Origin of the sequence: Martinezella dioscoreae (assembly GCF_009176305.1) — a bacterium.
In the GTDB taxonomy this organism is placed as follows: Bacteria; Pseudomonadota; Alphaproteobacteria; order Rhizobiales; family Rhizobiaceae; genus Rhizobium; species Rhizobium dioscoreae.
On record NZ_BLAJ01000003.1, the window covers coordinates 779,032 to 791,573 of the forward strand.

The window sequence follows — 12,542 nt, forward strand, 5'->3', positions numbered from 1 at the left end:
CGCCGCCTTGATCAAAAGGCTTCCGCCGCCAGTTCCATCATCGTGTCGGCACCGGTTTCGATGCGCGCCTTGCGCAGCGCCGTTTCCGGCATGATGCGCTCCATGTAGAACCGTGCCGTGACAAGCTTGTTCTTCAGATAATCCTCGCGCGCACTGTCGCCAGCCGCAAGGCCTGCCTGCGCCGCCTTGGCCATCTTCGCCCACATGTAGCCAAGAACGACGAGGCCAAAGAGGTGCATGTAATCGGTCGAGCCGGCACCGGCATTGTCGGGCTTGGCCATGGCATTCTGCATGAACCACATGGTCGCGGCCTGTACATCGTTCAAGCCCTTCTTCAGATGCTTGGTGAAGAAGGCCATCTGCTCGTCGCTGCGGTTTTCCTCGCAGAAATCGCCGATTTCCTTGAAGAGTGCCATGACGGCGCGGCCGCCGTTCAGCGCCAGCTTGCGGCCCACGAGATCGAGCGCCTGAATGCCGTTGGCGCCTTCATAGATCATGGTGATGCGGGCATCGCGGACATACTGGCTCATGCCGTGCTCTTCGATATAGCCGTGACCACCGAAGACCTGCTGTGCCATGACGGCATGCTCGAAGCCCTTGTCGGTCAGGACGCCCTTCAGGATCGGCGTCGCCAGACCCAGGATATCGTCAGCTGCCTGGCGGTCCTTCTCATCCGGGGAGCGATGGGCGATATCTGATTTCAGCGCCGTCCAGAGCAGGAAGGCGCGGCCCGCCTCGTTGAAGGCGCGGATCGTCATCAGCGAGCGACGGATATCCGGATGGACGATGATCGGGTCCGCCTTCTTGTCGGGCTCCTTCGGGCCGGAGAGCGAGCGGCCCTGGATGCGCTCGCGGGCATAATTGGCCGCGTTCTGATAGGCGATCTCGGCGATGGAGAGACCCTGCAGGCCGACGCCGAGGCGAGCCTCGTTCATCATCACGAACATGGCGTTGAGGCCCTTGTTCTCCGCACCGATCAGGAAGCCTGTGGCCTCATCATAGTTCATGACGCAAGTGGCATTGCCGTGGATGCCCATCTTGTGCTCGATCGCGCCGCAGGAGACAGGGTTGCGATCACCGAGCGAACCATCATCCTTGACGAGGAACTTCGGCACGATGAAGAGTGAGATGCCCTTGGTGCCTTCGGGTGCACCTTCGATGCGGGCAAGGACGAGATGGACGATATTATCCGTCATGTCGTGCTCGCCGGCGGAAATGAAGATCTTCTGGCCTGATATCTTGTAGCTGCCGTCGGCTTGCGGAACCGCCTTGGTGCGCAGCAAGCCGAGATCGGTGCCGCAATGCGGTTCGGTGAGGTTCATGGTGCCGGACCAGCTGCCCTCGACCATCTTCGGCAGATAGGTCTGCTTCTGCGCGTCCGAGCCATGGACGAGGATCGCCGCGATCGCGCCCTGCGTCAGGCCCGGATACATCATCAGCGACATGTTGGCGGCGGAGGTATATTCGCCGACGGCGCAGTGCAGCACATAGGGAAGCCCCTGCCCGCCGAATTCTTCCGGCACGGCAAGACCCAGCCAGCCGCCTTCGCGATAGGCGCGATAGGCTTCCTTGAAGCCCTTCGGCGTGGAGACGGTGCCGTCGTCATGGCGCACGCAACCCTCCTGATCGCCGGAATAATTGAGCGGGAAAAGCACCTCTTCCGACATCTTGGCCGCTTCGCCGACGATCGCCTCGATCATGTCAGGCGTGGCATCGGCATAACCCGGAAGATTGTTGTAGCGCTCCAGCCCAAGCACATCGTTCAGGACGAAGAGCGTATCGTTCACCGGGGCCTTGTAGACTGGCATTTCTCGAATTCCTCCAATTCGCCGCCGGACCTTGAGATTCCAGCCACTGTCATACTCTTACAAAATATTGACGTTTGCGTAAACGTCAAATTCGTGTCTCGCGGTGAAATTTTAGTGAAGCCGGTGAGGGAGAGCATTCCGCATGTCGCCGATACCTCCCCTGCCCAAGCAAACTGCTGCTGCCTCAGCGCAAGAATATCAGGCGGCGGTACAGCAGAACCAAAATAAAAGGTTAAGACACCAGGCAAACTTAACGAGTTGTTTACCACGTTTCGTAAATTGTACGAGTTGAGCAGCAGTGCTTCGCGTTTCTTCAACTTATGCTTGGAAATCGCGCTGTCTATGCCGCTCTGTTTGAGGAAAGCCAATAGATTTATCCCTTTCCGAACGGCGGGATGCAGACAGCAAGGCGATGCAGCAACGTCTTCTTTCGTCAGCATGACAGCCTGGTGGTCCACAGTTCGAGGCGAGCAAGAGATATGAGCGGATCGCGATCAAATCATACCGGAACCAGCGACTGGACGTCGCTGGATGCTCTGAGCCGCACAATCGAGGGGCTGGAGGCACGCATCGAAGGGCTGATGGGAACCGCCGCCGCGCGCGATACGCGCCAGCGCGTCACCGCCGGCTATGCGCCTGCTCCCGAACGAGCCGCACCCGAGCGGATGCCGCCCCGCCCCGAACGCGAACAATATGTCAGCCGCGCTTACGAGCGCCCGCTGCGCAACGAACGCCATGAGAGCGACTTTCGCTCCGATCCGCTTGCCGAAATCCGTCAGCGTCAACGCACGCTGGAAGCAAACCGCGAACGTCTGCAGCCACGGCGTGAGGAAATCGCGCATGCAGAACTGCAGCCGGCACGACGTCCGATCGACAGCTATCCCCAGCGCCAGCCGATGCGGGCCGCTGCCGCCGACGCACCGGTCGATATCGCCCAGGCGCTCGTCAACCTTCGCCAGGATCTGAAGCGCGACATCGCCGATAGCGTGAGCCGCGAAGTCACCGCCTTGCGCGCCGAAATCCGCGATATCCGCGAAAACGCCGAGGACAAGCATTTCGTCGCCGATGTCCGCCAGGACATGGCCAGGCTTGCCGACAGCATCAACCAGCTCGCCGGTCAGCCGGAGACTGCCGGACTGAAAGCGGAATTCGATGAGCTGCGTTCGCTGATGGACGGCCTCGCCCGCGAAGAGTCGCTTCACCATGTCGAGCGCCAGGTGAAGGCGATCGACACGTCGGGCCTGCAGGACGAGCTCGTCTCGCTGGCCTATCGCCTCGATGACATCAAGCAGCATCTCGGCGGCATGAACGACAGCCCGGCCGTGCATGCGCTGGAAACGAAGCTGCTGACGATCGCAACCGCGATGGAAAGCCTCGGCTCGATGATGCAGCCGCAGGACCAGGCCATGCAGCGGCTGGAAGGCCGCCTCAGCGGCCTTGCCGACCAGATCGACATGATAAGCCGCGATGCGGGCCGGCGTCAGCCTGCCGACGACCTTTCCGGTCGTCTCGAAGCGCTCGCCATGCGCATCGACGAACTCGGCAGCGCCAAGGCCGTCGCCCGCCTCGAAGAGCGCCTGGACCAGCTTTCGCATCTGATGGAGCGTTCGCAGAAGGCCACGCCGCAGCCGGAGCTCGTCACCTATCTCGCCGACATCTCCCATAAGATCGATGCGCTGGAACATGGGTCTGTCGGCAACGCACTGGCCGACCGGCTGGATTATCTCGCTCGCCGCATCGACGAGATCGATTTCCATCCGTCCGCGCCAGCCGCAAGCCTCGACGACAGCATGGCGCGTCGCCTCGAAGGCCGCCTCTCCGACATCGCGGCCCGGCTGGAAGCGAGCACTGCCGCTCCGCCGACGGATACGCAGGCGCTGCGCAGTCTCGAAGAGCAGATCGCCCATCTCTCGACATTGCTGACGGCCGAGCCTCGCGCCGGCGGCGATCATCTGCCTCCAGATTTCGATCGCCGCATGAGCGCGATCGAGGACTATATGGCGACCAACGACGAATATATCATCGAAGCGGCCCGCCATGCGGCGGAAACCGTCGTCGAAGCCTATTCGCGCGAAGGCGCAATGGGTCATGGTGCACAGGCGGCCGATATGGCGGCATTGACGGCACTTGCCGAAGACCTTCGTCATCTTGAGGACCTCAGCCGCGCCAGCGACGAGCGCACGCACCGCACCTTCGAGGCTCTGCACGATACCCTGCTGCAGATCGCCGACCGTCTCGATCACATGGAACAGCGCAAGCCGGCGCCCGCCATGCCGGCCGCGACATTCGAAAGCGACGTCTTTGCCGAAGAGGATGCTCCGGCGCTGAGGCCGCCAATGGCCGCGCAGCAGAAGGCGGGTCCGATCATCCGCACGATGGCGCCTGCCGAAGCCTCGGTTTCAGCCGAAGTCGCGGTCGCGCAGGCGATCGACGCCAACACGAAGGCTGAAATCAAGGCGGCAGCCAAGAAGAGCGGCAAGACCAGCCTGTTTGCCAGCCTCGGCAAGCGCTTCTTCATGCCAGAAAAGGCCGAACCGATCTTTCTGCCGGACCGCCCGGTCATCGAGCAGGCGCCGTCGATCGATCCCGCCGACGTGATGCCCGGCGAAGAGGCCAACGAACTGCTGGAGCCGGGCTCCGGCGCGCCTGACATCAAGAAGATCCTCGAGCGCGTGCGCGCCAGCCAGAACACGTCGCGCAGCGGAAACGCCCGCCAGCCGAGCGAGAACGAACGGGCCGATTATATCGCGGCCGCCCGCCGTGCCGCACAGGCCGCGGCCATGGAAGTCGACCAGACGCAGCGCTCGGCTCCTGCTTCCAAGAAAGATGCCAAGAAGGGCGGCGCGTTCTCACGCTTCCGCCGGCCTATCCTGCTTGCGCTGGGTGCAGTCATGCTCGCCATCATGGCTTATCCGCTGGCGAACACGCTGACACGCGGCCAGAAGGCGCCGGCACCGGCCCAGGTATCGACAATGGTCGCGCCTGCCGATAGTACCGCGATCAATACCGTCGCTGCCAACACGAACCCGGCCGCCAGCAATCAGCAGCCTGCTGCAAACCAGGCCGCCGCACCCTCGATTTCCACGACGGAGACGGCGGAAGTCCAGCCTGCACCCACGGCCACCGATCCCGCCGCCGCACCCGCGAATGATCACCTGACGGCAGCTACGCCGCTCGACGGCAACCAGACGGCAAGCGAAGAGTTGGCTCCTGCCGGCAGCGCACCTGCACAGCAGGCCACCGCCTTCGTTCAGACTGAGAACACATCCGCTGCCTCTCCCGCCACCACGCCGGCAGCGCCGGAAATCGCGGTACCCGACGGCATCCAGCCGCCATCGCTCGTCGCTGCCGCTAAATCGGCCGATCCGGTGGCGCTCTTCGAAATCGGCGCACGCTATACGGATGGCCGCGGCGTTGCTGCCGATATGAAGCAGGCTGCAACCTGGTATCAGCTTTCGGCCGACAAGGGTTATGCCCCGGCCCAGTATCGCCTCGCCAGCATGTATGAGAAGGGCAACGGCGTCGATCGCGACCTCGTCAAAGCCAAGCAGTATTACGAACAGGCCGCCAATCAGGGCAATGCCAGCGCCATGCACAATCTCGCGGTTCTCTACGCCTCGGGCACAGTAGGACCGCAGGATTATGATAGCGCGGCGAACTGGTTCGTCCGCGCCGCCAACCTCGGCGTCTCCGACAGCCAGTTCAACCTCGCAATCCTCTATGCGCGCGGCAACGGCGTGAAACAGGACCTGCAGGAATCCTACAAATGGTTCGCGATCGCCGCCAAGAGCGGTGACAAGGACGCCGCGCAGAAGCGTGACGAAGTGGCCAACGCCATGAAACCGGCCGATCTCGAAAGTGCGCGTGCCAAGGTCGATCTCTGGAAAGTGCAGCCGGCCGATCCGAAGGCCAACGGCACCGACATCCCCGACGAATGGACCACCGGCAAGGGCGTGAACACGGCTTCGATCGACATGAAGAAGGCGATCCGCAACATTCAGGCCATCCTCAACAAGAATGGCTTCGACGCCGGTGCACCCGACGGCACCATGGGAGACAAGACGGTAGCCGCCCTGAAGAGCTTCCAGAAATCTGTCGGCTTGCCGGCGGATGGACGGGTCACCGATCAGGTGGTCAAGGAGCTTCTCGCCCGCAACAAGTAGCTTCGGGCTGTCGTGCGAAAACGATCAACCAAAATGCCGGCGTCAGCACGCCGGCATTTTGTTTAGGTAGCTCAAAGCTGCCGCATCCCCTGCCAGCACCCACCATTCCGCTATACAGCGTCACAGAAAAGTGGAAAAAGCCGGGTTAGGGTGAATGCGGCAATTCGAAAACTGGGGCAGCTCGGCCTTTCCTAAGGCTCTGGCAATGATTTCAGATTAGAATCCGCCATTTAAGGGGAAATGGGCTTCGGTCACCGCGCCGAAAAGCCCGCAAATGGGAACAAGGCGTGACGATCTATCTGCCGATCGCAGAATTGTCGGTGAATATTTTGATTATTCTCGGCATGGGAGCAGCCGTAGGGTTTCTCTCCGGCATGTTTGGCGTCGGCGGCGGCTTCCTCATCACGCCTCTTCTGATTTTCTACAACATCCCGCCTGTTGTTGCCGTCGCCACCGGCTCCAATCAGGTCGTCGCCTCCTCGGTTTCGGGAGCGCTCAGCCATTTCCGCCGTGGCTCGCTCGACCTGAAACTGGGCTCGATCCTGCTGGCCGGCGGTCTCGCGGGGGCGACGTTCGGCCTCTGGCTATTCGTGCTCTTGCGAAGGCTCGGCCAGATCGACCTGATCATTTCCCTGATCTACGTGATTCTCCTCGGCACCGTAGGCTCGCTGATGCTATGGGAAAGCGTGCGAGCCATGCGCCGCGCAGCCGGCAAACTGCCCCCGGCAACCGGCAAGCCGCGCCATCACAACTGGGTACAGCGGCTGCCGTTGAAACTGCGGTTCAAGAAATCCAAGCTCTATCTCAGCGCCATTCCGGTCATCGGTCTTGGTTTCTTCGTCGGCATGCTGACGCCGATGGGTATCGGCGGCGGCTTCATTCTTGTGCCCGCCATGATCTATCTGCTGCGCGTGCCCACAAATGTCGTTGTCGGCACCTCGTTGTTCCAGGTCATTTTCGTGACGGCCTTTACGACAATCGTCCAGGCAGCCACCAACTATTCCGTCGATATCATCCTGGCCTTCCTCTTGATGGTGGCGGGCGTCGTCGGCGCGCAATACGGCGTGCGTGTCGGCCAGAAGCTGCGCGGCGAGCAATTGCGCGCACTCCTCGGCCTCCTCGTCCTGGCCGTCGGCCTTCGCCTCGTCATCACTCTCGTGGTGACGCCGGCGGACGTTTACTCCGTCGTCATGGAAGGGGTGAGCCGATGAGAGGATTCGGACTGCTCCTTGCCGCCGCATTGCTGCTCACTCCGTTCACCGCGCCGGCGCAAGTGCTGCTCGATCAGCCGACGACCTCGACCACGGCGCGGGAGACGATGGAGATCGGCACATCGACGAGCGAAATCGCCATCACCTCGGACTTCACCGGCGCCGATCTGACGATCTTCGGCGCCCTTTCCAACACCGACCAGCTGCTTCTGGCAATCGGCCAGTACGATATCGTCGTCGTGCTGGAGGGGCCGCGCGAGAATGCAACGGTTCGCAGGAAAGAGCGCGTCTTCGGCATATGGGTCAACACCCGCTCGATGACGTTCGAGCATGTGCCGGAAGCCTATTCGCTCTCGAGCACGCGTGCGGTCGACAATATCACCACGCCGCTCGAACTCAGCGACCGCGGCATTGGCGTCGACCATCTTCCGCTGACGCCGGTCGGCTTCGTCGGCAATGTTGGCGATGTCCCGGAATTCCGCAACGCCTTCCGACGCCTGCAGAAAGCCGGCGGGCTCTATGAAAGCGACCCCGCCGGCGTTCGCTTCGTCAGCTCCTCGCTCTTCAAGGCAACGCTCAGGGTTCCAGCCGATGTGCCGAATGGGGTGCATACAGTGCGCGCCTATCTTTTCAAGAGCGGCAAGTTCCTGAGCGAGAAATCGCTGCCGCTGCGCGTCATCAAGACGGGTATAGAGCAGACGATTACGGATGCGGCGCATCAGCGGCCGATCACCTATGGCATTTTCTCGGTGCTGCTCGCCCTCGTCACCGGCTGGGGCGCAAGCTTCATCTTCCGGAAGAACTGATCAACCGCTTTTCCGGCGATTGGCGACCTCGATATACGCTTCGGTCAACCGGCCGAGCACCGAGGGCGTGCCCGGGAGCAGCACCTTGCCGAGATGCTTGGCACGCAACTCCTCCATGAAATCATCCCAGAGTTTTGGGCCGCCATCCTCCAGGAGTTCGGCCCGGATCGACAGCTCCTCGGAAACCGGCAGATGCTTGCGGCCCCAGGCACCCATATGGGCAAAAATGGGCACGAGGTCGATCGACATTTCCGTCAGGCTGTAGACGGCCTTCTGCTTGTGAGTGGGATCGCTTTCGCGGGTCAGCAGACCACGTTCCACCAGCCGCTTCAGCCGATCGGCGAGAATATTGGAAGCAATCCTCTCCTGCGAATTCTGCAGCAACTCGCGAAAATGCCGGCGATTGCCGAACATGATGTCCCTGATGACGATCAGGCTCCAGCGATCACCGAGGATTTCCAGGGTCAAATTGATCGGGCAGCCGGAACGATGCACTGCGTCCATAAGGGCCTCCAAAAGACCGCTTGCATTTTGCTATCAGTACGATTAATTTGCAACTACTTTCTTTTAGCAACTAGTTTTGATTATGGTACGGTTATCACAATGGAGGAAGTGATGAGGAAGCTCGTTATCTGGAATCTCATGACGCTCGACGGCTATTTCGAGGGAACCAAGCCGTGGGACCTTGATTTTCATATGCTCGCCTGGGGCGATGAGCTGGAATATTATGCGACCGAGCTCGGCAAGGAAGGCGATCTGCTGATCTTCGGCCGCAAAACCTATGAAGGCATGGCCGCCTATTGGCCGACCGCGACGGAAGCGCCCGACATCGCCGCCTACATGAACGGTATCGCCAAGATTGCAGCCTCGCGGACGCTCGACAAGGCGGAGTGGAACAATACCCGCGTCGTTGGTGACATCGTCGCTGAGGTGAAAAAGCTGAAGCAAGAACCCGGCAAGACCATGTTCGTCTTCGGCAGCGCTGAAGTGACCGATGCATTGCTCAAGGCGGGGCTGGTCGATGAGCTCAGGATCTGCCTCGTTCCTGTCGTCCTCGGTGCCGGCAATCCGCATTTTAAACCGGCAGCCGACCAGCGCCCGATGAAGCTCATCGGCTCCACGCCCCTCAAAACCGGGGCTGTCATCCTGCGTTACGAACCGGCGAACGCGGCCTAGGCCGAGAGATTGCCGAACCGCACGGAGTAGATGCGGTCGCGGCCCAGCAGGTGCGCGATCAAGCTCTCGCGCTCGAAAAGGCCGGCCATGGCCTTGTGGCGAAGATCGAGGCCGCCGGTCATCACGCCGAAGGCGGGCATCAGCAGGCGGGCGCCATCGGTGGCAAAGCACGGGCGGCGCACCGATTTCTCGCGACGCCGAACGGTGGCCGAGGGATGCAGGTGGCCGGCGATCTCGCCGGCCTGCAACCCGGCCTTTGGCTCATGGCGGAACGTTAAACCACCGTAATGCATCTCATCAACCGAATGGCCGGGGAGATCGACGGTGCCATCCGGATCATGATTGCCGTTGATCCAGATCCATTCGCGGCCGCGCGCCATGTTAACGATCAGGCTGCGAAACTCTTCCGGCAAGTGCTGCGAACCGATCCGATCGTGGAAATTGTCGCCCAGCGACACCACGAGTTTCGGATCATAGCGGGAGATGACGGCGGAGAGGACCGTCAGGGTCGCCAGCGTATCGTAGGGCGGCAGCATCATGCCTCGGCGGGCAAAGGCCGCGCCCTTTTCCAGATGCAGATCGGAGACGACGAGAATGCCCGCATCCGGCAGATAGAGCGCGCCGAGCGGATCGCAGACGGCGGCGACGCCATGAATGACGGCCTCGACACCCAGCGCACTGGTTGCGCCGTTGCCTTCATTCATATCTCGCGCTAGCGCCAGGCGGTTCATCACCGTAACAATCTACCTTCGTCGTCTGCTTTGCAGCATCCCTATTCCATCGCTTCGCGGATCAGGTCGTCAGCCGCTTCCGCAAGCAGAGAATCGTGAGCCTCGCCCGGTACCGGCACCTTGCCGATTTCCAGCATCACCGGAACGGCGAGCGGAGAAATATGGTCCAGCGCGCGATGGGTGATATGGCCCCTGATTCGCTTCAGCATATCCGCAAGACGGCCAATATCCAAAAGTCCGGTCGCGGCATCCTGCCTCGTTGCCTGCAGCAGGATATGATCGGGCTCGTGGCTGCGCAGCACGTCGTAGATCAGATCGGCCGAGACGGTCACCTGCCGGCCGGTCTTTTCCTTGCCCGGATGCCGGCGCTCGATCAAGCCTGCAATCACGGCGCAATTGCGGAAGGTCCGCTTCAGCAGGAAAGATTCATCGAGCCAGGCTTCGAGATCGTCGCCGAGCATATCCTCGTCGAAGAGATCGGAGAGGCTGAGGCGCCCGTTGGCGATCATCAGTCCCATATCTTCAAGGCCCCAAATGCCGAGAGAATAATCGGTCGCGACGAAGCCCATGGGCTTGGCGCCGGCGCGCTCCAGCCTTCGGGTCAGCAGCATGCCGAGCGTCTGGTGCGCCAGCCTTCCCTCGAAAGGATAGGCAACCATGTAGGCGCGGCTGCCGCGCGGGAAGGTTTCGATCAGAAACTCGTCGCGCTTCGGCAGCAGCGACTTCTCGTTCTGAATTTCCAGCCAATCGCGCACCTGATCCGGCAGGCGGTGCCGCCGGTCGGGATCGGCTATCATCGCCCGCACCTGATCGGCCAGGTAGGTGGACAGCGGGAACTTGCCGCCGGCATAGGAGGGAATTTTCGGATCCAGCGAGAAGGCCTGCGACGCGAGGCATTCGCTCTCGCGGATGCCTTCGAAGCGCAGAACCTTGCCGGAAAAGAGGAAGGTATCGCCGGGTGACAACTGCTCGACGAAATATTCCTCGACCTTGCCGAGCGGCGCGCCGCCTCTTCCGAGTGAGCCCAGCGCGTTGCGCTTTACCAGGCGGATGTTGAGCATCGCCTCTTCGACGATCGTGCCGAGGTTCAGCCGGTATTGCTGGGCGACCTGCGGATTGGAGACGCGCCAGCGCCCATCCGCCGTCTTGCGGATACGGGCATAGCGCTCGTAAGTTCGGAGCGCATAGCCGCCGGTGGCGACGAAATCGATGATGCGCTCGAAGGTCTCCCAGGAAAGCTCGGCATACGGTGCTGCACTCTGCACCTCGTCATAAAGTTCGAGCATGTCAAAGGGCTCGGCGCAGGCCATGCCGAGCACATGCTGGGCGAGAACGTCGAGCGCTCCGGCGCCAATGGGTGGTGTGTCCTGCGCGCCGGTATAGTTGGCATCAAGCGCTCCCTGGCATTCCATGACTTCGAAGCGGTTGGCCGGCACAAGAATTGCTTTCGAGGGTTCATCCATGCGGTGATTGGCACGGCCGATGCGCTGGGCAAGGCGGCTTGCGCCTTTCGGCGCGCCGACATGAATGACAAGATCGACGTCGCCCCAATCTATACCGAGATCGAGCGTGGAGGTGGCGACGACGGCGCGCAGCCGGTTCTCCGCCATAGCCGCCTCCACCTTTCGGCGCTGGCCGACATCGAGCGAGCCGTGGTGCAGGGCGATCGGCAGATTGTCGTCATTGGCCGACCATAGCTCCTGGAACAGCATTTCGGCCTGCGAGCGCGTGTTGACGAAGAGCAGCGTCGTGCGATGGGCCTTCAGCTCGCGATAGATATCGGGGATCGCATATTTGGCCGAGTGGCCGGACCAGGGGATGCGCTCTTCCGTCGCAAGGATCGAGATATCGGGCTTGGCGCCACCTTCGACGATGACGAGGCCCGCATGGCGCTCCTCCCCCGGCCGCTGCGCTACCAGCCATTTCTGCAGATCTATGGGGTCGGCAACCGTCGCTGAAAGACCGATGGTCTGCACGCGCGGCGCCAGCTTGCGGATGCGGGCAAGGCCAAGGGACAGCATATGACCGCGCTTGGAGGTGACGAGCGAATGCAGTTCATCGAAGACGATGTATTTCAAATCCTTGAAGAAGCGCTCGGCCTCACGATTGGCGAGCAGCAGCGCCACCTGCTCCGGCGTCGTCAGCAGGATATCGGGCGGGTTGAGCTTCTGCCGCTGCCGCTTGCCGCTCGGCGTATCGCCGGTGCGGTTTTCGACCGTGACAGGCAGGCCCATCTCCGAAACGGGCTTCATCAGGTTGCGCTCGATATCGACCGCCAGCGCCTTCAGCGGCGAGATGTAGAGCGTATGGATGCCGGTGAAGGCCGAACCTGGTGGGATCTTGCCGCGCCGAGTGAGATCCGTCAGCGACGGCAGGAAGCCGGCGAGCGTCTTGCCGGCGCCAGTGGGCGCAATCAGCAGCGTGCTTTCGCCGGCTTCGGCGCGGGCCAGCAGCTCCAGCTGATGCGCACGCGGCTGCCAGCCCTTTTCCGCAAACCAGCGGAGAAAAGGGGCAGGTAAGACAAAGGGGTACTGCGCGTCGATCTGGTCCACGGGCTTCAATGTAATGGATATGCGGCGGATGAGAAGCGGGGAGACTTCGTGTCCTTTCGTTTCAGCGTTTGCGGAGAACGCAATACCCCCCTCTG

General features: G+C 61.7%; 9 protein-coding genes. 4 read left to right on the forward strand and 5 right to left on the reverse strand.

All coding sequences use genetic code 11. The features are described from left to right. Positions 1 to 11: 11 nt before the first annotated feature. Entirely contained in the window at positions 12 to 1,808 is a 1,797-nt protein-coding gene (locus GDN47_RS15625; RefSeq protein WP_152093728.1) for an acyl-CoA dehydrogenase C-terminal domain-containing protein, read from the reverse strand. Further along, complete coding sequence (locus GDN47_RS15630) at positions 1,784 to 2,248, reverse strand: hypothetical protein (RefSeq protein WP_152093729.1); 465 nt, start codon at positions 2,246 to 2,248, stop codon at positions 1,784 to 1,786. Before GDN47_RS15630 ends, GDN47_RS15625 begins: the two co-directional genes overlap by 25 nt. 39 nt (positions 2,249 to 2,287) lie before the next feature. On the opposite strand from GDN47_RS15630, the gene GDN47_RS15635 reads away from it, so the two are divergent. From GDN47_RS15635 to GDN47_RS15645, 3 genes are all read left to right on the forward strand, one after another. After that, positions 2,288 to 5,971 carry a peptidoglycan-binding protein gene (locus tag GDN47_RS15635; RefSeq protein WP_152093730.1) on the forward strand — a complete coding sequence of 1,228 codons (3,684 nt, stop codon included), beginning with the start codon at positions 2,288 to 2,290 and terminating at the stop codon, positions 5,969 to 5,971. A 287-nt stretch (positions 5,972 to 6,258) separates the two neighbouring features. Then, entirely contained in the window at positions 6,259 to 7,182 is a 924-nt protein-coding gene (locus GDN47_RS15640; RefSeq protein WP_113332044.1) for a sulfite exporter TauE/SafE family protein, read from the forward strand. Then, positions 7,179 to 7,988, forward strand: coding sequence for a TIGR02186 family protein (locus GDN47_RS15645; RefSeq protein WP_145633394.1), 810 nt, complete (start codon positions 7,179 to 7,181; stop codon positions 7,986 to 7,988). Before GDN47_RS15640 ends, GDN47_RS15645 begins: the two co-directional genes overlap by 4 nt. Here GDN47_RS15645 and GDN47_RS15650 read toward each other — a convergent pair whose 3' ends face one another. Beyond that, positions 7,989 to 8,492, reverse strand: coding sequence for a winged helix-turn-helix transcriptional regulator (locus GDN47_RS15650; protein WP_113351237.1), 504 nt, complete (start codon positions 8,490 to 8,492; stop codon positions 7,989 to 7,991). A gap of 111 nt (positions 8,493 to 8,603) precedes the next feature. On the opposite strand from GDN47_RS15650, the gene GDN47_RS15655 reads away from it, so the two are divergent. Then, on the forward strand, positions 8,604 to 9,164 hold the full coding sequence (locus GDN47_RS15655) for a dihydrofolate reductase family protein (protein ID WP_145633397.1): 561 nt from the start codon (positions 8,604 to 8,606) through the stop codon (positions 9,162 to 9,164). Here GDN47_RS15655 and pdeM read toward each other — a convergent pair. Both pdeM and GDN47_RS15665 read right to left on the reverse strand, forming a co-directional pair. Continuing rightward, the gene (gene pdeM, locus GDN47_RS15660; protein WP_113332040.1) at positions 9,161 to 9,895 is read right to left on the reverse strand and encodes a ligase-associated DNA damage response endonuclease PdeM; all 735 of its coding nucleotides are present in this window, start codon (positions 9,893 to 9,895) and stop codon (positions 9,161 to 9,163) included. The two genes, GDN47_RS15655 and pdeM, sit on opposite strands and share 4 nt — an antisense overlap. 41 nt (positions 9,896 to 9,936) lie before the next feature. Further along, positions 9,937 to 12,447, reverse strand: a complete 2,511-nt coding sequence (locus tag GDN47_RS15665; RefSeq protein ID WP_145633400.1) for a ligase-associated DNA damage response DEXH box helicase — start codon at positions 12,445 to 12,447, stop codon at positions 9,937 to 9,939. Between the last annotated feature and the right edge of the window lie 95 nt (positions 12,448 to 12,542).

Coding starts and splice junctions, on each gene's coding strand:
- GDN47_RS15635 (WP_152093730.1), top strand. CDS start 2,288: ATGAGCGGATCGCGATCAAATCATACCGGAACCAGCGACTGGACGTCG.
- GDN47_RS15625 (WP_152093728.1), bottom strand. CDS start 1,808: ATGCCAGTCTACAAGGCCCCGGTGAACGATACGCTCTTCGTCCTGAAC.
- pdeM (WP_113332040.1), bottom strand. CDS start 9,895: ATGAACCGCCTGGCGCTAGCGCGAGATATGAATGAAGGCAACGGCGCA.
- GDN47_RS15650 (WP_113351237.1), bottom strand. CDS start 8,492: ATGGACGCAGTGCATCGTTCCGGCTGCCCGATCAATTTGACCCTGGAA.
- GDN47_RS15655 (WP_145633397.1), top strand. CDS start 8,604: ATGAGGAAGCTCGTTATCTGGAATCTCATGACGCTCGACGGCTATTTC.
- GDN47_RS15630 (WP_152093729.1), bottom strand. CDS start 2,248: ATGCTGACGAAAGAAGACGTTGCTGCATCGCCTTGCTGTCTGCATCCC.
- GDN47_RS15645 (WP_145633394.1), top strand. CDS start 7,179: ATGAGAGGATTCGGACTGCTCCTTGCCGCCGCATTGCTGCTCACTCCG.